The sequence below is a fragment of the Streptomyces sp. NPDC089919 genome (assembly GCF_040684615.1).
Lineage (GTDB): Bacteria > Actinomycetota > Actinomycetes > Streptomycetales > Streptomycetaceae > Streptomyces.
The window spans coordinates 22,604-46,146 of record NZ_JBFBGK010000035.1; the positions used below are offsets into that span (position 1 = coordinate 22,604).

Sequence of the window (23,543 nt, forward strand, 5' to 3'; positions counted from 1 at the left end):
CACGCGGGGGATGAGCGGCCGGCCGTAGCTGCGACGGGGGACGTCTGCAGCAGCGGGGCGCGGTGCCGACGTGGTGGGAACCCATCGCCTGATCCAAGACAGCGCGACAGCGCACGGCACCCGATGCCGCGTGCCGTGCGACGCGTTGTGACCACGGCCCGGGGGAAGCTCTCCCGGCCGGCGATGGGGTGGGGAATGTCAGTAAGAGAACGGAGAAGGCTCCGCCGTACCCTGGGCGCCGCGCTCGGCCTGGTCCTCGTGACCGCTGCCGCGCCCGCCTACGGGGTGGACAGACCGGCGGCGACCACGGACGGGCCGCAGTCCGAGGGCGAGCGGGCCCTGGTGAAGGCCGCCGACACCGGTGCGCCGGTCGAGGTGGTCGGCGAGCGCTCGGAGTTCACGACCACGTACGCGAACCCGGACGGCGCGACGTTCCGACTCGAGCAGTCGGCCGTCCCGGTACGGGTGAAGACCGAGAGCGGGAGCTGGGTCACGCCGGACCCGACGCTCGTGATGCGTCCGGACGGCACGGTCGGCCCCAAGGCCGCCATCGTCGGGTTGAGCTTCTCGGGCGGTGGCGCCGCCTCGGACCTCGTCACGATGGAGCGCGAGGGCCGGACCCTCGGGCTGGGGTGGCAGAAGCCGCTGCCAAGGCCCACCCTCGACGGGGCCAGCGCCACGTACCCGGAGGTCCTGCCCGGCGTGGACCTGCGGATGACCGCGACGACTGAGGGCTTCCGCGACCTGCTGGTCGTCAAGACGCCCGAAGCGGCGGCCAACCCCGCACTCAAGGAGATCGAGTTCGGGCTCAAGGCCAACGGCCTGGAGGTCTCCGGATCCAAGCAGAACGGTCTGACCGCCTGGAACAGCGACGGCCAGACCGTCTTCCAGGCGCCGCCGGCCCTGATGTGGGACTCCAGCGGACCGGACGCACCCCCCGTACAGCCGACGGCCAAGAAGGCGGCCGCGAAGGCGGCGGTGGGGGCGGCCAAGGCCGCTCCCACGGCAGAGGCCGATGCCGGCGATTCGCCCTTCGACGGCCCCGGCCACGGCGACCGCAAGGCCGCGCTGCCCCTCGAAGTGGACGACAAGTCCCTGACGGTGGTGCCGGACCCCGCTCTGCTCGCGCAGCGCACGCCGGCGGCCTTCCCGCTCTACATCGACCCCTCCTTCAGCGCTGACGACAGCGTCGAGCGGACGCTGCTGCGCAGCGACGGCTACGAGAACTGGGGCTGGGGCAACGGTGACGACGACCTGGGCAAGGGCATGGGCAAGTGCGGTTCCTGGGCCGGCTACTACTGCGGCCCCGGGTACGTCCAGCGCCTCTACTTCCAGTTCACGCCGGAGAAGCTGCGCGGCAAGCGCATCGTCGACGCGACCTTCCGGGTGGCCGAGCCGTGGGCGTTCCAGTGCGAGCCGCGCAACGTGTGGCTGGTCAAGACGGCCGGCCGCATCACCAAGTCGACCACCTGGGCCAACAAGCCGGGGTATGCGGACCGGCTGGGAGACCGGTGGGTATCCGCAGGCCGGGGGTCGTTGTGCGACCCGGACAAGCCGAAGGCGTACATCGAGTTCAACGACAACCCGGACGAGACCGACGAGAACCTGACGCCCACGGTCCAGGCCTGGGCCAAGGGCACCGCCCCGCTCACCCTCGAACTCCGCGCCGAGGACGAGAGCGACACGAGCGAGTGGAAGCGGTTCCGGAACGACGCGGTTCTCAACGTGCAGTACATGAGCGACCCGGCCGTGCCCACGGACCAGGAGATCGACGGCCATGACTGCGAGACGGACCCCGACGACGCGACCACCGTCTCGCACGAGAAGCCCGTTCTGAGCGCGCGGCCGCAGGTGGTCCGGGGCGGCGAGAACGGCGCAAGTCTCAGCGTGGCCTTCCTCTTGGAGCGCAAGAACGGATCGAGCTGGGTCTCGGTACTCGACAATCCATTCGTCGAGGCTCCATCCGGTCATGATGCGAAGCCGAACTCACGGCAGACCGTCCAATCGGGGCAGATCCCGAACCTGAAGGACGGCGAGCTGTACCGCATCCGCACCTGGACGCGGTCCTACGCATCCCAGATGAAGACGACCGGCAGCGACGTGAACGACGCGCCCACCTGCTACTTCAGGGTCGACCTCTCGGCGCCGGAGCCGCCGGTCATCACGTTCAAGGGCCCTTACTCCGCCTGTGATGTGGCCTGCTTCCCGGCCGGGCGTCCGGGCCAGGCAGGGGCGTTCACCTTCCGTCCTGCCGCCGGCGACGACAACATCGCGAGCTACCACTACAAGCTCAGCACCGACACCAGGTGGCGGGACATCTCGGCGAAGGCCGACATGCCCGTGAAGCTCACCCCGCAGACGTCCGGTCTCGTCTCCGTCCGGGTGCGCGCCCGGGACTCGGTCGGCAACGGACGGCTGGGTGAGGAGGCCAAGGTGTCCTTCATGGTTCAGGAGGACCCGGACCCCGTTGCGCACTGGAACTTCACCACCATGGACGGCGAGGACGCCGCCGACACGGCGTCCCACGACATCTCCCGCGACCCGGCGGACCTGCGCAACGGCGCCTCCCGGCCGGACGACGGCCGCAGGGGCTGGCTCACCGACATAGACCAAGAAGACCGGGCCCTGAAGCTGGACGGGGTCGACGACTACGCGGTCACCGAGCACTCGGTGCTCGACACCCGGAAGTCGTACACCATCGCGGGCTGGGTCCGTCCCGACCGGGTCGACGACACCTTCTCGATGGTGGGAATCGCCGGCGAGCACTCGAGCGCCGTCTCTGTCACGCACCACTCCGGTGGCGAATGGTCCGCGCGGCTGGCCAGTGCCGACGGATCCGAGGACTTCATCGTCGAGGCGAAGACCAAGACCGTCCCCAAGGTCTGGACGCACGTTGCCGTCGTCTACGACGAGGGCAACGAGATGGACATGCGCCGCAAGGTGTCCCTCTACCTCAACGGTGTCCCGCAGGGCTCGACCATCGTCGACAAGCCGCTGATGGCCGCGACGGGCCCGCTCACGCTCGGTCGGATCAAGTCCCGCGACGAATGGGTCAGCCACTTCGCAGGTCTGATCGACGAGGTGACGGTCTGGCAGGCACCGCTGATCGAATCCTCCGTCAGGGCTGCGGCCCGGCTGGGGGACCGCGACACCGATCGCAACCGGGTCGAGTTGTCGGCCCGGTGGAACCCGGACCTGGCCGTCGACGGTGTGGGGGTCGTCGACACCTCCGGCTACGACCGGACCCTCTCGCTCACTTCCGGGGCGTCGATCGCGGGCGGCAAGCTCGTGCTGAACGGCACGTCCGGATCCGGATGGGCCGACGGGCCGCTCGTCGACGAGCTGGGGTCCTTCACCGCCACGATCGAAGCAGAACTGGACGACGAGAAGCTCGTCGACAAGCCCGACGGGTATGTAGCCCAACTGCTGGGCCAGCGGACCTCCTCCGGAGCCGCGTGGGGCGTCTGGTTCAAGAAGTTCGAGAACGTCCCGAAGCCCGACAAGGTCCATGGCGGCCTGGTGATGACCGCCCAGGGCAGGTGGTACTTCGGTCGGCTGAACGCCGATGGGACGGGCACCTGGGTCCAGTCCAAGGACTACGCGGTGACGGACGAATCCGTGCAACTCACGGTGGTCCAGGACGTGCAGGGCCAGAAGCTCCAGCTGTACGTCGACGGTCGGCGCGACACGGAGCGGGAGGGCTACCAACCGGTGGAGACGAACGCCACCACCTTCGCCGTGGGCAAGGGCCTGGTGAAGGACGAGTGGAGTCGCTTCCTGCCCGGCCGCATCAACGATGTCCGGCTCTGGTCCGGCGCCATGCGCAATCCCGATCAGGTGCAGGACTTCACGTAACCGCAATCGATTCCTTCCGCTGTCGCCTGCGGTCCGGCTGAGGCCGGGGGCCGTCCGCCCCCGGCCTCACCACCCGGCATCCGCCCGGCACGGCATTTCCTCTGGCCCCTTCGGGTAGCCAGACCACTCACAGGAGACACCCTTGTCCCATAGACGCCTGTGGGCACGGACACCGCTCGTCGGTGTCCTGTCCCTCGCGCTGTCGGTCCCGGCGTCCTTCGTACCGCTGGCCGTCGCGGCCGAACTGCCCGGTGTATCGAAGGCGCCCAAGTACGAGGCGGCGAAGCTCCGCCCGACCGACGACGACGCCCCCGCCCGCCGGGTCGCCGCCGAGCTGGCGACCGTCAACAAGGCCCAAGAGGCGAGAGCCCGCGCTGATCAGAAGAGTGCTTGGCCTGGCCCTTCCACGAGCACCCGGGACCTGTCGAGCCCGCCGCCTGCCGGCTCGCTCGTCGACGTCCGGGCCGTCCGCGCACAGAAGGCGGGCGGTCAGGCTGCGCCGGCCGCCGCGGGCTCGGCCACGGTCCGGGTCCTCGACCAGTTGGCCGCCCGCCGGGCCGGCGTCACGGGCGTACTGATCACGGCCGCGGCGACCAACCCCGGAAGCGCGCAGATCGGGGTGAACTACGGCTCCTTCGCCTCCGCCGTCGGTGGCGCCTGGTCGACCCGCCTGAAGCTGGTGGCCCTGCCCGCCTGTGCCGTCGCCACCCCGCAGAAGGCGGAGTGCCGTACGACCACCCCGTTGGCCTCGAGCAACGACGTGAAGGCCCACCGCCTGACCTCCTCGGTCACACTGCCCGCCGCATCGGGCGAGAGGACCGCGAACACCGCACCGGCGGTCTTCGCGGTGATGGCGACGGACGTCACCTCTCCCAAGGGCGCCGGAGACTACAGCGCCACTCCGCTCTCGGCCTCGGCCAGCTGGGAGGCCGGCGGTTCGTCCGGCGGCTTCACCTGGTCGTACCCGATCACGGTGCCGCCCGCAGCGGCGGGCCCCACGCCGTCGCTGGCCGTCTCGTACAGCTCCGCCTCGATCGACGGCCGGACGGCCAGCACCAACAACCAGGGCACGATCGTCGGTGAGGGCTTCGACCTCACCTCCTCGTACATCGAGCGCAAGTACGGGTCGTGTGACGACGACGGACACGACAAGAAGTACGACCTCTGCTGGAAGTACGACAACGCCTCGCTCGTGCTCAACGGCAAGGCCTCCGAGCTCGTGAAGGACGAGAGCGACACCACCGGCAAGACCTGGCGGCTGAAGAACGACGACGCCACCAAGGTCTTCCACGAGACGGGTGCCGCCAACGACGACGAGGGCGACACCGAGACCAACGCCGGTGACAAGGCCGGCGAGTACTGGCGTGTGGTCACCGGTGACGGCACCGTCTACACCTTCGGCCGCAACCGCCTTCCGGGCGCCCCCACGGGCAGCGAGACCAACTCGGTCTGGACCGTCCCGGTCAGCGGTGACGACGAGGGCGAGCCCGGCTACAAGAAGGGCAGCACTTACACCAGCCGGATGGTCAAGCAGGCCTGGCGGTGGAACGTCGACCTGGTCCAGGACACCCGCGGGAACGCGGCCAGCTACTGGTACGCCGCTGAGGAGAACAACTACGCCAGGGGCGGGGACAAGGACAAACTCCTCCTGTACACCCGAGGCGGGTACCTCAAGGAGATCAAGTACGGCCAGCGGGCCGACGCGCTCTTCACCGGAGTCACCTCGGGCAGGGTCCTCCTCGGCTACGGCCAGCGCTGCGACAGCAACTGCTCCTCGCTGAACGAGGACACGGCGAAGAACTGGCCGGACGTGCCCTTCGACGCCATCTGCTCCAAGAGCGAGACCGACTGCAAGGCGGGCAGCCCGGCGTTCTTCACGCGGCTGCGTCTGGAGAACATCAAGACGCAGGTGTGGTCGACCGCCAAGGCCACCGACGGTTTCGTCGACGTGGACGGCTACGACTTCTCGTCGCGGTTCTGGGATCCGGGCGACATCGGCGACAGCGCCGACCAGAGCCTCACTCTGACGTCCATCCAGCGGACCGGCCTGAACGGCAGCGACCTGAAGGTACCGCCCGTCGTCTTCGACTACGGGGCCAAGGACGCGGCCACCGACCAGCCGAACCGCGTGGAGGTCAAGGGCGATGACATCCTGCCGCTGAACCGGCCGCGCATCCACGGCATCATCTCGGAGACGGGCGCGAAGACCAAGGTCACCCTGTCCCAGCCCGAATGCGTGCGCACCACCAAGATGCCCGCCGACGAGGACGACAACACGGACCCCACGCGGCCCTGCTATCCCGTCAAGTGGAACATCAACGGTGCGGTGGGCACCAGTCTCGACTGGTTCCACAAGTACCGAGTCACCGGCGTGACGACGGTGGACGAGCCCACGGGCTCGGAGGTCGTGACCACCTACGCCTACGACAAGCCCGGCTGGCACTTCAACACCGATCCGATCACGCCCGAGAAGGACCGCACCTGGTCCGACTGGCGCGGCTACGGGCGGGTCACCACGTACACGGGCCTCGCCGGTGACGCGCGCACCAAGAGCACGCGCGTCTACATGCAGGGCATGCATGGCGACAAGCTCAAGGACAAGACCACCACCCGCACCAACAAGATCGCCGCCATCGACCTGGACGGTGACGCCACCGCGGTCACGATCCCGGACTGGGACGACCTCGACCAGTACGCGGGCTTCCTGCGCGAGGAAGTCACCTACAACGGCAGCACGCCCATCAGCGCCACGCTCAACAGCCCGATGAGCAGGCTGACCGCGAGCCAGCAGAAGTCCTACGCCGACATCAAGGCGTACTACGTCCGCACGGCGCGCAGCTACGCCTACACCCTCCTGACGGCGGCCCCGCCGGCACCGGGTACCTGGCGCCGCAGCCACACGGACTACTCGTACGACGACTACGGCATGACGTACCGGGTGGCTTCCGCCGGTGACTCCGCCAAGTCGGGCGACGAGACGTGCACCACGACCTGGTACGCGCGCAATGACGCCCTCGGCCTCACGAGCCTGGTCTCGCGCACGCGCACCGTCTCCGAGCCCTGCACCGACGAGGACGGCAAGGCCGTCACCGACGACCAGCTGAGCCTGCCCTCGTCCACCTCGAGCCGCGGCGACGTCATGTCGGACACGGCCGTGGTCTACGACGACGCCACGGTGACCGGTTGGAAGAACGGACGGGTCCCGACCAAGGGCCTGCCGACCTGGGCCGGACGCGCCAAGGCCTACCCCGCCGTGACCAACGGCACGGCCCCGCGCACCCCGTCCGAGGGTGACGGCTGGCAGACGGTGTCGACCACGGCGTACGACGCCCTCGGCCGTCCGACCGCGGCCACCGACGCCCAGGGCAACACCACGACCACCGCCTACACGCCCGCTACGGTCGGCCCGCTGACCGCGACGGTGGTGTCCGGTCCCAAGCTCGACGCGACCGGCAAGACGCACCAGAGCTACAGCTTCATCGACCCCGCGCGCGGATCCGTGGTCAAGAGCTACGACGCGAACCTGAAGCAGACCGTCAACGGCTACGACGCCCTCGGCCGCATCACCGGCACGTGGTTCAGCAACCGTTCCCAGGCCGGTGGTGAGACCCCGAGCATCAAGTACGAGTACTCGCCCTTCGTGCCGGGCAAGGCGCCGTGGACCTCGGTGACGAGGCTCAAATACGACAACGTCTCCTACCGCAGGCCGGTCTACTCGCTGTTCGACACCCTTCTGCGACCGCTCCAGACACAGCGCGAGGCGGCGGACGGCGACGGACGGATCCTCACCGACACGAAGTACGACACCCGCGGCGCCGCCTTCGAGAGCTACGCGGACGCCCTGGACAGCGAGAACAAGCCCAACGGGCAGTACCAGGCGGTCGACGGCCACGGCGCCTACCCCATGACCCACACGAACTTCGACGGCGCCGGCCGGCCGGTCAGCACCGAGCTGTGGGTGAAGGAGGAGAAGAAGTGGACCACCACCACCAGCTACACCGGTGACTCGGTAGCCACCTCGGCACCAGACGGCGGCACCGCCTCCCGCACCTTCACGGACGCCCTGGGCCGCACCACGGAGACCAGGACCTACGCGAGCGAGCAGCCGGAAGGCTCGTACACCAGCGTGCGCTACGGCCTGGCCCGGGACGGCAAGCCGCTCTCGGTCACCGGACCCGACGGCGCCAAGTGGGCCTACTCGTACGACCTGTTCGGACGCCAGCGCACCTCTGACGACCCGGACAAGGGCACGTCCACGACCTACTACACCTCCCTCGACCAGATCTCGAGCACCGTCGACGCCCGGGGCACCACGCTCCTGTACGCCTACGACGAGATGGGCCGCAAGACCGGCCTGTGGAAGTCCTCCAGGACGGACGCGAACAAGCTGGCCGCCTGGACGTACGACACCGTGCTGCTCGGCACGCCGGGTGCCTCGATCCGCTACGAGGGCGGAGTGGACGGCAAGGCCTACCGCAAGGAGGTCACCGAGTACGACTACCTGAGCCGTCCCCTGACGACGGAGCTGAAGCTCCCGGCCGACGATCCCTTCGTCACCTCGGGCGCCATCAAGGCGACGACCTCCTACGAGACCAACCTCTGGGAGGACGGCACGATCAACAGCACCTCCGAGCCGGCCGCCGGCGGGCTCCCTGCAGAGACGATCTCCACCGACTACGACACGCACCTGCTGCCGAACCAGCTCTCCGGCACCACGGGCTACGTCCAGAACATCGGGTACACGGCCCTCGGACAGATCGACAGCATGAAGCTGTCCCGTTCCGGCGCCCTCGGCGTCAAGGACGTGGACATCAGCAACACCTACGAGATGGGGACCGGTCGCCTGACCAGGTCGCAGGTCGCCGACCTGACCCACGGCCTCCTCCAGAACACGTCGTACGACTACGACGACGCGGGCAACGTGAAGTCGATCTTCGACCGCGCGACGGCCAATGGCGCCGTCGAGCCCGACTACCAGTGCTTCACCTACGACGGCCAGCGCCGGCTGAGCCAGGCCTGGACCCCGGACACGGCGAGCTGCGCCACCAGCGGCCGCACCGCGGCCAACCTGGGCGGTGCCGCTCCGTACTGGAAGGAGTACACGTACACCGACGCGGGCCAGCGTGAGTCGGAGACCACGCGCACGTCGACCGGCACGACCAAGCGGCAGTACTGCTACGAGAACGCCCGGCCGCACGCCCTCGTCTCCACGACCACGGGCCCGGTGTGCATCAACATCCCGCAGTACGTCTACGACGATGCGGGCAACACCGTCGAGCGCGTCGCGTCTCCGACCAACGACGCCACCCAGACCCTCGACTGGAACAGCGAGAACAAGCTCAGCAAGCTGACCGAGGGCACCGACACCACCACCTACCTCTACGACGCGGACGGTGAACTCCTCATCCGCCGCAACGTGGGCGGCGAGGCGATCCTGTACGCGGGTGCCACGGAGGTGCACCTCCAGGGCAGCAAGAAGTGGGCCAACCGCTCGTACTCCATCGCGGGCCAGCGGGTCGCGGTCCGCAGCAACGAGTCCGGCAGCTCGAAGGTCTCCTTCCTCGCCGGCGACCAGCACGGCACCTCGTCGGTCTCCGTCGACAGCGGTGACTCCCAGACCCTGAGCAAGCGCTTCCTGACCCCCTTCGGCGCCCTCCGCGGCAACTCGCTGGGCACCTGGCCCGACGACAAGCGCTTCCTGGGCAAGCCGGCCGACACCAACACCAACCTCACCCACATCGGCGCCCGCGAATACGACCCCTACATAGGCCAGTTCATCAGCGTCGACCCTCTCCTCACCGTCGACTCCCACCAATCCCTCAACGGCTACTCCTACGCCAACAACAACCCGACAACCTTCAGCGACCCCACGGGCCTGTTCTGTGACGGCTGCAACTCCGGCAAGGGGTGGTCGCGCCCTGACGGCGGGACGGACGTCGACACTGACGGCGACGGGGACTACGAGGACGACGGAGGCGGCTTCAACGACGACGGGACGATCCGCAGCACCGGCGGAAAGGGCGGCGCCAAACCAGGCACCAGGCTCCATGACCTCGGCTTCGGCGCGAGCGGACCGCTCCCGGAAGACCTCGCCAGGAAGTGGCTCATGTCCGGGTACCCGAGCGAAGCACAGATGCGTGCGACCAACGGCGAGTCCTATGAGCACCTCAGCCCTGAATTGAACCTCGAGCTCTACTACCGCGAGCAGTGCACCGGCGCCACAACCGCCATGGGCACCTGCAGAAAGATTCGCGACTACTACGACGGCTGGGCCCACGTCAAGGGAATCGACACGGTCCAAAAATGCCCGCTGTGCGACAACATCGGCTTCAAAGCCCTCATGCTCTACGTCGGGTCGAGGGTCGGAGGGTGCACGAAGTGCTTCCCCGCCGGCACTAAGGTCCTCCTCGGAGACGGATCCTCGAAAAAGATCGAAGAAATCAAGGTCGGAGACCTTGTCACAGCCACCGACCCGATCAACGGAAAGACCGCGAAGCGCCGAGTAACGGCGCTGATCATCACCGAAGCCGACAAGAAATTCAACACCCTCACGCTCAAAACCAAGCACGGAACCGAGCGACTCACTGCAACACACGAACATCCCTTCTGGTCACCGTCCGAAGCTGACTGGATCCCCGCCAGGGTCCTGAAGCCTGGCATGACACTCCTGACCGACGACGGAACCACCGTCGCCGTCACCAGTAATACGCAGTACACGCAGCACGCCCGGACCTACAACCTGACGGTCGACGACCTTCACACGTACTATGTGCTGGCAGGCGAGACTCCGGTACTCGTTCATAACAGCGACTGCCCTAAATATGAAAACCCGGGGCACCACGATCCGACGGGTGGTCCGAATCCGTACGTTCCGAAGAAGGCGGTGCTGCCGGGTGACGCTGAGGAGCAATTTGGCAGGAGCGTCCTCGTCGACGGCACCAGGTGGACCAAGATCGGCTCCGGCAAGAATGCCGAATATTACCGCTACTTCGATGACGGCAATGGTAACTGGCACTGGAGTGGCAGCACCAACGGTGTGACGAAGTCGGGTACTCCGGTTCCGATTCCGATGAGTCGCGTTCCTATTGAGGTCAAGAGAGGTTAGACGTGAGATTCCTGACCGATGACGGTCGCTTCGGATTTCTTGTCGCCCCACTGAATGGTATCGGCATGTTCCGGTTCCAGCTCATCGTCGACGGTCAGCTGATCGGTGATACCGAACCGTGCATTCTGGGCACAGCCATGGCCAGGCTGGGAGACCTGACGCATCTGGATGATGATCGGCTCAGTCTCCTGTCCTCGGACAGGGAAGCCGTACTCTCGGCGTTGCTCACTGAGGAGAAGCTCCACGACCGCACAACCCTTTCTATCGCCGAGTCGCTGGATGACTGGTTGATCCACGGATATGCATTCAAGGGGAATGTAGTTATAGTGGCGCGAGGTGACGAGGATGGATCGCTGACGGGCCCTACACTTGTCTCCGTCGTGACATCTGCTGAGTACGCTCCGATTATCGAGGCGGCTCGCAGCTATTGGTCGAGCGTCAAAAGCTCCTCCATTGCGTGATTTTTTCGTTGCGATGGAATAGGTTCATTGCCGACCGAAGCAGAGTAGATTATCGCTACTGAGCGATCCGGCAGCCTCGTCCTATCAAGAACGGATCTCTACTCGAGCTGCATGAATCTCCGAAATGGATCTGAAGCCCCATCGGTTTTTACTGATGGGGCTTCAGGGGTTTCTGACGGCAGTGGTTGACGGCAACGCCCAGGGGATGGTGACTGCACAGAGCGGAGAGTCGTCACGGTTGCCGGGGCCCGTGGGGTGGCGACCGCGTGCCTACGGACAGCGCCGCCCTTGAGCGCGTGGCATCTCGCCTGGTTGAGGCAGTAGGTGAGCTGTTCAGAGTTTCTTTACTTGATCAAGGGCGTCCCGCTGACGCGGGCCGCCGCCCGCTCCTGTCTGTCGCCCCCGCCGATCGCGGTGACCGGAAGTGATGGTTCTGGATAGTGAACGCACTGGATTCTGTTGTGCGGGAGTATGTTGTTCCCGCTGCCGCCGCTGCCGCCGCTGCCGGATTCCGCAAGCGTGGGCGAATGTTTTGGAAGGCGAACGAAAGTCGCGATTATGTGATTCTTGAATTCCAAACCCATGCAGTCAACCCCGACGCCCTCGTGTTTGATGTCGAGTTCCATATCGTTCCGGAACCATACTGGGACTGGGTGAATCTAGGGCACCAGCGACCCGGCGCGGTCCCGGATTCGTCCGGGGCGTTGGTTTCGGTGAGAGCGATACCGCCAGAAGCGGCAGCGCACCATCCCGCCTCGGAGATGCCGTTCCGTGCGCGCTGGGCGCTTCGCTCCGGAGACGAGGCTTCGTTCGGCCGCCTACTGTCAGATGAGCTCACGGAGCGAGTCTTCCCTCGAATGCAGCGTCTTCTGGACAGGGATCACCTGCTGGAAGTCCTGCGTGGACGGGATGCGACGCTCATGAAGCGCATGACGCCGCAGCTACGAGAGATCCTGCTCCGAGTCGACCAGCTGTCACTAGCCGATCTTGCGCGGCTTCTGGCCGGACTCGAGAGCACCCGCGCCCCGGCCGCGTTCTCGCGTTGGGCATATGACAGGGTCGCCGCCCGCGAGCGCTGACCCCTACGGCCGCGTCACCCGCACCTGGTAGCTCCCGTTCCGTAGCTCCCCCACCACCGAGATCGAGATGCCCGCCTCGTCGTCCTTGAAGGTTTCGCCGGGGGAGAAGGGGGCGTCGGAGAGTTCGGCGTGGACGTTGGGGCGGCGGGTGCAGCCGCCGCTGGACTTGGTGCTGTCGGAGACGGTGACCGGGCCGCGGCCGGTCTCGACGTCCGAGTCGACCTTGTAGATGAGGACGCCCGGTTTGCAGACGGCCTCGTCGTTGCCGGCCCGGGTGCGGACCTCGACCGCGTACCCGGCCTTGTCGGAGATGGGCACGAAGGCCAGCTTCGTGCCGCCCTCCACGGCCAGCGGCGACAGGACGTGGTCGCTCACCCCCGCCTTGGAGGCGCAGCTGATCTGGCTCGCGTCCAGCCAGCCCAGCTTCCACTTGTGCCAGCCCAGCAGGTCGTTGTTGGCCCCCCAGTCCTCGGACATGATGTCCCAGTGCCCGACGGTGCCGCCGCCGTCCGAGGTGTAGAGGTCCGGCAGGCCGAAGACGTGCCCGTTCTCGTGGGGGAGCACCCGGTAGCCGGTCTCGCGGTAGGAGCCCGAACCGTCGTCCTGCCGGCTGTAGACGAAGGACGTGTTCGCCAGCGGCACCCCGTCCGCCATCGGCGCCTCGCTGTTGCCGGAGAAGGTCACCGACAGGACGGTGTCCAGCGCGGAGGGGCCCGCGTTCGGCGTGACCAGGATGTTGATCAGGTCGTACTTGCTGAAGTCGACCTCCGGGTCGGCCGCCGCCACAATGTGCTCGACCAGCTGCCGGTACCCCGGCTCGTACGGGGACCCGCGCTCGATCCCGTACGCCGCGAACGGCATCGGCATCCGCAGCCACCTCCGCAGCGGGGCCTCGGGCCGGTAGTTCAGCCGCCCGTAGGAGCTGGTGCGGAACCAGTCCGAGGTCTGCGGGAAGAACTCCGCCAGCCGGTCGGCCGCGGTCCCCTCCGCCTTGGCGTCCGGGAAGTCGATCATCAGGTTGAGGGCGCGGACCTCGCCGGTGGAGCGTGAGTAGCCGGGCGGGGTGGGCACGCCCTCCGAGAGCTGGACGCCCATGGCGCCCGAGATCCGGCAGGGCGCGAGGGAGGAGGCGTCCGCCGCGGCCACCGGGCCGGCGGCGGAGTGGCCCCGGTGACTGATCCCCGCACTGGCGGTGGCGGTCACTCCGAGGGCCAGCGCGGTGAGGCCGATGTACGCGCTGGTGCGGCGGTGCCTGCATATCCGGTGGCGGGTGTGCGCCATGCGATCGCCCTCGGGGGTCGGGGGCGGCCGGCCGGGTCCGGTCCACCCTCTGTTCGACACCCTCTGCCGGGGTGCGGCCGACCGCGCGCCGGAGGCGGCCGAACGTGGAGGGTGACGTGACCCACGTCACACCAGGGGGTGAAATAACCGGGGACCCGATCCCCGTTTGGATGGTTGTAGCAAAAGCGGGGAGCGAGTCCCCGGATTCCAGTACCCGACAGAGCAGACAGGTGTGGTTGAGGTGATCGACGTGGTCGAGGAGATATCTGCGGCAGGTGGGGCCGTCCCCGCCAAGCCCGTCCGCGTCCCCCGCCCCCGCGCCGACGCCCTGCGCAACCGCGAGCGGATCCTCGCCGCGGCCCGCGAGGCCTTCGTCGAGTACGGCCCCGAGGCCGCCTTCGACGAGATCGCCCGCCGTGCCGGGGTCGGCAACGCCACCCTCTACCGCCACTTCGCGGACCGGAGCACCCTGGTCCACCAGGTCGTCCTGTACGTCATGGACCAGGTGATCGAGCACGCCGAGGCGGTCCTCGCCGAGGAGCCCGACGCCTTCGCGGCGCTCTCCCGCTTCACCCACGCCGCCGCCGACGAGCGGATCGGTGCCCTGTGCCCGATGCTCTCCGGCGACTTCGACCGGGAGCACCCGGAACTGCTCGCGGCCAAGGACCGGCTCGAGGCCGCCGTCACCGAACTGCTCGCCCGGGGCCACCGCGCCGGGCAGGTCCGGCCGGACGTGGCCGCCGGGGACCTGATGATGGCCCTCTCCCAGCTCAGCCGCCCGCTGCCGGGCACCGGCTGCCTGGACGTGGACCGCTTCACCCACCGGCACCTGCAGATCTTCCTCGACGGGCTGCGCGCCCCGGCCCGCTCCGTGCTGCCGGGCGCCGCGGCCACCCTCGACGACCTGAGGCGGGACCGCATGTGACCTCCACCGTGCGGTTGGTCTCCGGCCTGACCCCGAACCCTTACGACTCCGAGCCCTCTCGCTCAGATGTCCCAGCACATCCGTCTATGTCGACACGTTCCTGAACTCGCCCTTCAGGAAAGCCTCTTCGCCGGCGTCTCAGGCTCGCCAGTGCACCGCACCGCCTGACCGCCCGGTCCGCATCACGAACGGGGAACCCCCATGCCTAAGAACGAGCCGGCCGCCGCGCAGCACGCGCCGCTGGCCGCCGACCCCCGGCGCTGGAAGGCGCTGGTCTTCATCGCCCTGGCCCAGCTCATGGTCGTGCTCGACGCGACGATCGTGAACATCGCGCTGCCGTCCGCCCAGCACGACCTGGGCATCTCGGACGGCAACCGCCAGTGGGTCATCACCGCCTACGCCCTCGCCTTCGGCGGCCTGCTGCTCTTCGGCGGCCGCATCGCCGACCTGTGGGGGCGCAAGAACGCCTTCATCGTCGGCCTGATCGGCTTCGCCGCCGCCTCCGCCCTCGGCGGTGCGGCCACCGGCGAGGCCATGCTGCTCGGTGCCCGCGCGCTCCAGGGCGCCTTCGGCGCGCTGCTCGCGCCCGCCGCGCTCTCGCTGCTGGCCGTCATGTTCACCGATGCCAAGGAGCGCGCCAAGGCCTTCGGCATCTACGGTGCGATCGCCGGTGGTGGTGGCGCCGTGGGCCTGATCCTCGGCGGCTTCCTGACCGAGTACCTGGACTGGCGCTGGACCTTCTTCGTCAACATCCCCTTCGCCATCGTCGCCGCCATCGGCGCGTACATGGTGATCCGCGAGCCCGAGGGCGCCCGCAACCGCGCGCCGCTGGACATCCCGGGCGTGGTCCTCTCCACCCTCGGCCTGGTCTCGCTGGTGTACGGCTTCACCCGCGCCGAGTCCGACGGCTGGACCGACCCGGTGACGCTGGGCCTGTTCGTGGGCTCCGCCGTGCTGCTGGCCGCCTTCGTCTTCGTCGAGTCCAAGGTCCGTTCGCCGCTGCTGCCGCTGCGCGTGGCGCGTGACCGCAACCGCGGTGGCGTGTACCTGTCGCTGGGCCTGGCCGTGATCGCGATGTTCGGCCTGTTCCTCTTCCTGACGTACTACCTCCAGGTCGTGAAGGGCTTCTCGCCCGTCAAGACCGGCTTCGCCTTCCTGCCGATGATCGCGGGCATGATCACGGGCTCCACCCAGATCGGCGCCCGCCTGATGACCCGGGTCGCGCCGCGGCTGCTGATGGGCCCGGGCTTCCTGCTCGCCGCCACCGGCATGCTGATCCTGACCCAGATCGAGGTCGGCTCCTCGTACGCGGCGCTGATCCTGCCGGCGCAGCTGCTGCTGGGCCTGGGCATGGGTACGGCCTTCATGCCGGCCATGTCGCTGGCCACGCTCGGGGTCAACCCGGCCGACGCCGGTGTGGCCTCGGCCATGGTCAACACCTCGCAGCAGGTCGGCGGCGCCATCGGCACGGCCCTGCTGAACACCATCGCCGCCTCGGCGACCACCGAGTACCTGGTCTCGCACGCGGCCCAGGCCCAGGGCGGCAAGCAGGCCGTCCAGGCGCTCCAGGCGCAGGCGATGGTGCACGGCTACTCGTCCGCGATCTGGTGGGCGGTCGGCATCCTGCTGGTCTCCGCGACGATCGCCTTCACCTTCATCAACACCGGCCGCCCGGGTTCCGGCGGTGCCGTGGCCTCCGGCGACGGCAAGGCCGCGGACGCGGAGCTGACGGTCCCGGTCATCGCCCACTGACCCCGACCCCCTCAGAACGCCCCAGCGCCCCGGCGCACGCCCACCCCGCGTGCGCCGGGGCGCTGTCGTACGCTCCGTCCGCTCCGGCCGGCCGGCCCGGTCCGGCAGGGGTCAGCCGACGGCGTTCCGGGCCGGCCCGGTGATCTCCTCGCCGATCACGAACCCCTTGGCGGGCCCCTCGCCGATGGTGACCTCGTGCCCGTACTCCGCCCGCACGAGGTCGGCGTACTCGGCCGGTGGGTGACACCTCGATGGACCCCTCGATGATCTCGGCGCGGTAGCCCTCCGGGAGTTTGGGGAATGGGCCCGCTTCACCCGCGCGGGTGAGCGCGGCCGATCCCGCATGCGCCGGCCCCGTGCGGGAAGCCGCGCCGGAAAGCAACCACAGGGCCGGACGAGTCGTCCTAGAGGGCAGATCGCAGTGGCCGGTAGGCGGTGGATCGGGGCGGGGCGGTGTGATCCGCGTCTCCTCCGGCCGGGGCGCAGGGTTCGGGACCTAGGTCCCGGGCAGGCGTCCTGACCTGCGGGTCTGCTGGTGGCCGAGGTCCCGCGCCGGGATGTGGCGGGGCAGGATACTGCAAGATCTCGGAAACGGAGCCGAGGTGTGGGAATTCTGTCCCGATTCCGGTCGTTGTTTCCTTCGGATGCCGCCCACTCGGGAGAGTGGCGGACAGCCACCAGCCGCACCGCGACCGAACTCATCGCAAGGGAGCACGCATGGCAACCCGCGCCGTCGCCCGTCGTCAGTCCTCGGCCGGCTCCGCCCGCGCCGTCGGCGGGGAGATCGCCGACCGCGACCTGGTCGGCATGTACCTGGACGAGATCGCGCGCACCCCGCTGCTCGACGCCGCCAAGGAAGTCGAGCTGTCCCAGATCATCGAGGCCGGCGTGTACGCCCGCGAAATCCTCGAGGGGGAGGCCGACGGCAAGGCCGCCGGGGCGTCGAAGGAAGAGCTGACCGAGCTCGCCGAAGCCGGCGAGCGGGCCAAGGAAGTCTTCATCCGCTCCAACCTCCGCCTGGTCGTCGCCGTCGCCCGCCGCTACCCGCGCAGCGGCCTGCCGCTGCTGGACCTCATCCAGGAGGGCAACGCCGGACTGGTCCGCGCGGTCGAGAAGTTCGACTACGCCAAGGGCTTCAAGTTCTCGACGTACGCCACCTGGTGGATCCGGCAGGCCATCACCCGCTCCATCGCCGACCAGTCCCGCACCATCCGGCTCCCCGTCCACCTCGTCGAGGAGCTGGGCCGGATCCGGCGCGTCCAGCGGGAGTTCAACCGCGAGCACGGCCGCGACCCGGAACACGCCGAGATCGCCGCCGAGTTGGACGCCACCGAGAAGCGCGTCGGCGACGTCCTGGACTGGGCCCGCGACCCGGTCAGCCTCAACATGTCGATCGACGACGAGGGCGAGACGCAGTTCGGCGACCTCCTCGAGGACACCTCCGCGATCTCCCCCGAGCAGTCCGTGCTCTCACTGCTGCGCAGCGAGGAGCTGGAGGACCTGATCGGCAAGCTCGACCAGCGCACCGCCTCGATCATCAAGATGCGGTACGGCATCGACGACGGCCGCGAGCGCACCCTCACCGAGGTCGGCAAGCAGCACGGCCTGACCCGCGAGCGGATCCGCCAGATCGAGAAGCACGCCCTGCTCGAGCTCAAGAAGATGGCCGCGGACACCGGCTTCGACGCCGCGGCCTGAGCCCTGGCGCGAAGGGCCCAGGAAGGCTCACGAAGGGGGCCCGCCCGCCGCCGACAGGCGCGCCCCCAGGGCCCGTGCGGTCTCCGCCAGCGCGGCCGGGGCCCGCACGGTGAACGGCAGCCCCGTCAGGGCCAGTCGCATCGCCACCCACTCCAACTGGTCGGTGGAGGAGTACCGCAGCCGGCAGCCGCCGCCCGGCTCCGGCTCCGGGGTGCCCAGCCAGTGCGGCACCGCCGCCGCCACCTGCTCCACGGTCGCGCCGAAGGCCACCTCCACCTCGTAGGCGCGGGCCGCCGCGCCGCCCCGGATCGCCCGGGAGACAAAGGCCAGCACGTCCCCCATCGGCAGCTCCCGCCCGGTGAAGCGGGCCCCGGTCGCGAAGGGCTCGCTCACCCGGTCCACCCGGAAGGTCCGCCAGTCGCCCCGGTCCAGGTCGAAGGCGACCAGGTACCACCGGCGGCCGGTGGAGACCAGCCGGTACGGCTCCGCCACCCGACGGGACAGGGTCCCGTCGCCCGCCCGGTACGCGAAGCGCAGCCGCTCCTGGCCGGCGGCCGCGGCCGCGATCACCGTGAGCGTGCGCGGGTCGATGCTGGCGCCGTCCCCGCGGCTCAGCGCCGTGGTGGCGGACTGGAGGGTGCTCACCCGGTGCCGCAGCCGGGCCGGCAGCACCTGCTCGAGCTTGGCGAGGGCGCGTACCGACGCCTCCTCGATCCCCTCGATGGCGTGCCCGGCGCCGGCCCGCAGGCCCACCGCGATGGCCACTGCCTCCTCGTCGTCCAGCACCAGCGGCGGCATGGCCGCCCCGGCCACCAGCCGGTAGCCGCCCTCCGAGCCCTTCGAGGCCTCCACCGGGTACCCCAGCTCGCGCAGCCGGTCGATGTCGCGGCGGATGGTCCGGGCGGTCACCCCGAGGCGTTCGGCCAGCTCCCGGCCGGGCCACTCGCGGGGGGTCTGCAACAGGGACAGCAACGTGAGGAGGCGTGCCGGTGTATCGGTCATGGAATCCAGGTTCCCCCTGAAATAGGACACGATCTGTCCTAGACGCAGTCTACGTTTCTCCCATGAGCACCGAGACGGGAAAGAAGACGGCGGGCGGGACGCCCGAGCCGTCGGCGCAGACGGCGCCGAACGACGACATAGCCGGGGACCGGCGGCGCTGGTTCGCCCTGGCGATCGTGATGACCGCGGCCTTCATGGACCTGGTCGACGTCACCATCGTCAACATCGCACTCCCCAGCATGCGCGCGGACATGGGGGCGTCCGACACCGCGCTGCAATGGATCACCGCGGGGTACGCCCTCGCCTTCGCGGCCGGTCTGATCACCGGCGGCCGCCTCGGTGACATCTACGGCCGCAAGCGGCTCTTCCTGATCGGCATCACCGGCTTCACCGCCGCCTCCGCGCTGTGCGGCTTCGCCGCCAACACGGAGATGCTGGTCGCCTCCCGCTTCCTCCAGGGCGGCATGGCCGCGCTGATGGTCCCGCAGGTCCTGGCGATCATCCACGTCACCTTCCCGCCGCACGAGCGCGGCAAGGTCTTCGGCATGTTCGGCGCGGTGGTCGGCCTCGGCGCCGTCTCCGGCCCGATGCTCGGCGCGGTGCTCACCGAGTGGAACCTCTTCGGCCTCGAATGGCGCCCGATCTTCCTGATCAACCTGCCGGTCGGCATCGCCGGCCTGGTGCTCGGCCTGCGCTTCATCACCGAGTCCAAGGCCCCCAAGGCGCTCCGCCTCGACCTGGTCGGCGTCCTGATGGTCACCCTCGGCCTGGTCATGCTGATCTACCCGCTGACCCACGGCCGCGAGGCCGGCTGGCCGGTCTGGGGCTTCGTCTCCATGGGCGCCACGCCCCTGCTGTTCGCGGCCTTCATCGCCTACGAGAAGTACAAGACGCGCAAGGACGGCTCGCCGCTGGTCGAGCTCTCGCTCTTCAGGATCAAGAGCTTCGCGGGCGGCATCGCGGTCCAGCTGACCTTCGGCATCGCGCTCGGCATCTTCTTCCTCTGCTGGACCCTCTACATGCAGCTGGGCCTCGGCTGGACCCCGCTGCACGCCGGCACCACCGGCATCCCCTTCTCGCTGGCCGTCTCCACGGCCGCCGGCATCTCGGTGCAGAAGCTGGTCCCGAAGTTCGGCCGCAAGGTCCTCCAGGCCGGCGCGCTGATCATGGGCCTGGGCATCCTCCTCTACATCTGGGAGGCCAACCGCTACGGCCTGGCCATCCACTCCTGGCAGATGGCCCTCCCGCTGGTCGTGATGGGCCTGGGCATGGGCCTGATCGTGGCTCCGCTGACCGACGCGGTCCTCGCCGACGTGCCGCGCGAGCACGCCGGCTCCGCCTCGGGCCTGATCAACACCATGGGTCAGGTGGGCAACGCCCTCGGCCTGGCCCTGGTCTCGGTGGTCTTCTTCACCGTCATCGACGACAAGCTGCCCAAGAAGGGCCCGGGCCCGGCCTTCGTCGAGGGCTACCAGACCGCCCTCTGGTACGTCCTGGCCGTGCTGGCCGTGATCTTCGCGGTGATGTTCCTGCTGCCGGCCCGGCAGAAGCAGGGCATCGGCCACGAGGCCGAGGCCGGCGCCGTGGACGGACCGGCCGACGCGGTCACCGAGCAGGACGGTGCCGCCGAGCAGGACGGCAGCGGCGCCGGCGAGACCGAGCCGCTGAAGGTCCCGGCCGGCTGACCCCGGGGCGACCGACCGGTCCCGTCCGACCGCCCCGGTGCTCCGGCCCGGCACCGACCGAGCCCGACGGACATGCTCCCCCGACCCGGGGAGCATGTCCGTTTTGGTTGTTCCAGGGTGTTTTTCCGCGTATCCTGGGGGCGAATCCACACATTCGGGCATCGAACGGACCTGGAACCACATGTACGCTCCCGAGCGCCGGCAGGAGATCCTGCGGCTGGCCCGTGCCGCCGGCCGGGTGGACGTCCTGGCGCTGGCCGAGGAGTTCCAGGTCACCGCCGAAACCGTGCGCCGGGACCTCAAGGCCCTGGACCGGGCCGGACTGGTCCGCCGGGTGCACGGCGGCGCCCTCCCGGCCGGCCGCCTCGACTTCGAGCCCGACCTCGCCGAGCGCGAGGGCACCGCCGCCGACCAGAAGGACCGGATCGCCCGCGCCGCGCTCGCCGAACTCCCCGACGGCGGCAGCGTGATCCTGGACGCCGGCAGCACCGTCGGCCGCCTCGCCGCGCTGATCCCCCTCGACCTCACCCTCACCGTCGTGACCCACGCCCTCCCGGTCGCCGCCCGGCTGGCCGGGCACCCCGGGATCGAGCTGCACCTGGTCGGCGGCCGGGTCCGGCACCGCACCCGGGCCGCCGTCGACGCCTGGGCGCTGCGCGCCTACGCCGAGATCCGCGCCGACGTGCTCTTCCTCGCGGCCAACGGCTTCGCCCCCGGCACCGGCCTGACCACCCCCGACCCCGCCGAGGCCGCTGTCAAGCGCGCCGCCGTCGCCGCCGCCCGCCGCGTCGTCCTGCTCGCCGACTCGGCGAAGGCCGGGCAGGAGCAGTTCGCCCGCTTCGGCGAGCTCTCCGAGGTCGACCTGCTCATCACCGACGCGGGCCTGGACCCCGCCCAGCAGGCGGCCGTCCGCGCCGCCGGTACGGAAGTCGCACTCGCATGATCCTCACCGTCACGCCCAACCCCTCCCTGGACCGCACCTACGAGGTGCGAACACTGGACCGCGGTGCCGTCCTGCGCGCCACGGCCGACCGGGTCGACCCCGGGGGCAAGGGCGTCAACGTCTCCCGGGCGATCGCCGCCGCGGGCGGCCGGACCACCGCCGTGCTCCCGCTCGGCGGCCCGCCCGGCACCCTCCTCGCCGCCCTCCTCGCCGACCGGGGCGTGGACGTCACGGTCGTCAGCATCGCCGGCCAGACCCGCTCCAACATCTCCCTGGCCGAGCCCGACGGCACCCTCACCAAGATCAACGCGGCCGGTCCGGCCCTCACCCCCGAGGAGGCCGCGCTCCTGCTGGCCACCGTCCGCGGCCACGCATCCGCGGCCGGCTGGGTCGCCGGGTGCGGCAGCCTGCCGCCCGGCCCGGCCGGCACCTGGTACGCCGAACTGGTCGCGGCCGCCCACGCGGTGGGGGCCCGGGCCGCCCTGGACACCTCGGGCCCGGCACTGCTCGACGCCCTCTCCGCCGGACCGGACCTGGTCAAGCCCAACGCGGCGGAACTCGCCGAGGCCGTCGGCCGCCCGCTGGCCACCCTCGGGGACGCCGTCAAGGCCGCCGAGGAACTGCGCGACCGGGGCGCCGGGGCGGTGCTCGCCAGCCTCGGCGCCGACGGCCAGCTGCTGCTGGACGCCACCGGCACCCACTACGGCCGCGCCGAGGTCCCGGCGGTCCGCAGCAACGTCGGAGCCGGCGACGCCTCCCTGGCCGGCTTCCTGCTGGCCGGCGGCACCGGACCGGCCGCCCTGGCCTCGGCCCTGGCGCACGGCGCCGCCGCCGTCCAACTGCCGGGCAGCGTCATGCCCACCCCGGCCGACCTGGACCCGGCGGCGGTCACCGTCACCCGCGAACTCCCCCTGGACCTGCCGCTCTCCGAGGGCTGAGCCGGCCCGGCTACCGCACCCGCGCGCGCAGCTGCATCGCCCCCCGGGCCGCCGCCTCGGTCGTGTACACCTCGCACATGTGCCGGCCGTCGGGGGTGGCCGTGTGCTCCACCTCCCACAGGCTGAACTCCGTACCGTCCAGCAGCACGAAGGCGTGCTCGTAGAGCGTGAAACCGGCGTCCCGGCCGTCCGACAGGCACTGCCGGGTCCCGAACGCCTGGGTGATCTGGTGGGCGTACGCGGAGGTCAGCAGCCGCGCCACCGCCGCCCCCGGCCGGTCGGCGTTCTCCGCGCGCCGCAGCACCCGGCGGGCGTGGTCGGCCGAGTCGTCCACCGCGTAGGTGCGCCGCTGCCGCGGCAGCCCGGGGCGGCCCAGCAGCATCCCCAGCACCGCCAGGTCCTGCTCCGGACCGTCCTCGTCCGACAGGGCGCCGTACGCGGCGAGTTCGCCGACCGGGTCGGCCGGCCCCCCGCCCGACAGCCGGTCCAGGGCCAGCCGGATCTCCTCCTTGGTGGCGAAGAGCTCATGGCGCAGGACGCTCTCGCCCGGCGCGCGGTGGGCCAGCTCCCACAGGGAGACCGCGTCCCCGTCGGCCAGCAGGTAGGTGTGCCGGTACGTCTCGCGGTGCAGCCCGGAGACCGAGCTGTGGTGCGAGGCGTACAGCGCGGAGCTGTGGGCGAGCGCCGTGGCCAGGCGCTCGACCAGCCGGTCGGGCAGGTCGTAGGAGTTGAGGGCGCGGCCGAGGAGTCGCTCGAGGTGCGCCTCGGTTGTCTCGTACGGATCGCTCAAGGTGGGTCTCCAGGCCGTCGCAGCTTGTC

13 protein-coding genes are annotated in these 23,543 nt (G+C 69.8%); 10 read left to right on the forward strand and 3 right to left on the reverse strand.

From position 1 onward, the window contains the following. The first annotated feature begins 195 nt into the window (after positions 1–195). The 4 genes from AB0O40_RS16730 to AB0O40_RS16745 all read left to right on the forward strand — a co-directional run bounded on the left by AB0O40_RS16730 (position 196) and on the right by AB0O40_RS16745 (position 12,500). A complete protein-coding gene (locus AB0O40_RS16730; RefSeq protein WP_365041314.1) occupies positions 196–3,855 on the forward strand; it encodes a LamG-like jellyroll fold domain-containing protein in 3,660 nt (1,219 codons plus the stop codon). Between the two features lie 142 nt (positions 3,856–3,997). Further along, on the forward strand, positions 3,998–10,960 hold the full coding sequence (locus AB0O40_RS16735; protein ID WP_365041317.1) for a polymorphic toxin-type HINT domain-containing protein: 6,963 nt from the start codon (positions 3,998–4,000) through the stop codon (positions 10,958–10,960). Between the two features lie 2 nt (positions 10,961–10,962). Beyond that, positions 10,963–11,421, forward strand: a complete 459-nt coding sequence (locus AB0O40_RS16740; RefSeq protein ID WP_365041319.1) for a hypothetical protein — start codon at positions 10,963–10,965, stop codon at positions 11,419–11,421. A 440-nt stretch (positions 11,422–11,861) separates the two neighbouring features. Beyond that, on the forward strand, positions 11,862–12,500 hold the full coding sequence (locus AB0O40_RS16745) for a hypothetical protein (RefSeq protein ID WP_365041321.1): 639 nt from the start codon (positions 11,862–11,864) through the stop codon (positions 12,498–12,500). Positions 12,501–12,503: 3 nt separating this feature from the next. Here AB0O40_RS16745 and AB0O40_RS16750 read toward each other — a convergent pair whose 3' ends face one another. Next, complete coding sequence (locus AB0O40_RS16750) at positions 12,504–13,781, reverse strand: M6 family metalloprotease domain-containing protein (protein ID WP_365041324.1); 1,278 nt, start codon at positions 13,779–13,781, stop codon at positions 12,504–12,506. A 262-nt stretch (positions 13,782–14,043) separates the two neighbouring features. On the opposite strand from AB0O40_RS16750, the gene AB0O40_RS16755 reads away from it, so the two are divergent. The 3 genes from AB0O40_RS16755 to AB0O40_RS16765 all read left to right on the forward strand — a co-directional run bounded on the left by AB0O40_RS16755 (position 14,044) and on the right by AB0O40_RS16765 (position 18,156). Beyond that, a complete protein-coding gene (locus AB0O40_RS16755; protein WP_365041398.1) occupies positions 14,044–14,706 on the forward strand; it encodes a TetR/AcrR family transcriptional regulator in 663 nt (220 codons plus the stop codon). A gap of 201 nt (positions 14,707–14,907) precedes the next feature. Continuing rightward, positions 14,908–16,458: an MFS transporter gene (locus AB0O40_RS16760; protein WP_365041327.1), complete on the forward strand. Its 1,551-nt coding sequence runs from the start codon at positions 14,908–14,910 to the stop codon at positions 16,456–16,458. Between the two features lie 717 nt (positions 16,459–17,175). Then, entirely contained in the window at positions 17,176–18,156 is a 981-nt protein-coding gene (locus tag AB0O40_RS16765; RefSeq protein WP_365041330.1) for a sigma-70 family RNA polymerase sigma factor, read from the forward strand. A 27-nt stretch (positions 18,157–18,183) separates the two neighbouring features. On the opposite strand, the gene AB0O40_RS16770 is transcribed toward AB0O40_RS16765, so the two are convergent. After that, positions 18,184–19,158: a YafY family protein gene (locus AB0O40_RS16770; protein ID WP_365041333.1), complete on the reverse strand. Its 975-nt coding sequence runs from the start codon at positions 19,156–19,158 to the stop codon at positions 18,184–18,186. A gap of 179 nt (positions 19,159–19,337) precedes the next feature. On the opposite strand from AB0O40_RS16770, the gene AB0O40_RS16775 reads away from it, so the two are divergent. The 3 genes from AB0O40_RS16775 (at position 19,338) to pfkB (ending at position 22,724) form a co-directional block, all read left to right on the forward strand. Then, on the forward strand, positions 19,338–20,843 hold the full coding sequence (locus AB0O40_RS16775) for an MFS transporter (protein WP_365041401.1): 1,506 nt from the start codon (positions 19,338–19,340) through the stop codon (positions 20,841–20,843). Between the two features lie 181 nt (positions 20,844–21,024). Then, on the forward strand, positions 21,025–21,786 hold the full coding sequence (locus AB0O40_RS16780) for a DeoR/GlpR family DNA-binding transcription regulator (RefSeq protein WP_365041335.1): 762 nt from the start codon (positions 21,025–21,027) through the stop codon (positions 21,784–21,786). Then, complete coding sequence (gene pfkB / locus AB0O40_RS16785) at positions 21,783–22,724, forward strand: 1-phosphofructokinase (protein WP_365041338.1); 942 nt, start codon at positions 21,783–21,785, stop codon at positions 22,722–22,724. The genes AB0O40_RS16780 and pfkB overlap by 4 nt, the downstream gene beginning before the upstream one ends. Positions 22,725–22,734: 10 nt before the next feature. Here the strand turns inward: pfkB and AB0O40_RS16790 are convergent, their stop codons facing one another. Further along, positions 22,735–23,514 carry a DUF6227 family protein gene (locus AB0O40_RS16790; RefSeq protein WP_365041342.1) on the reverse strand — a complete coding sequence of 260 codons (780 nt, stop codon included), beginning with the start codon at positions 23,512–23,514 and terminating at the stop codon, positions 22,735–22,737. Between the last annotated feature and the right edge of the window lie 29 nt (positions 23,515–23,543).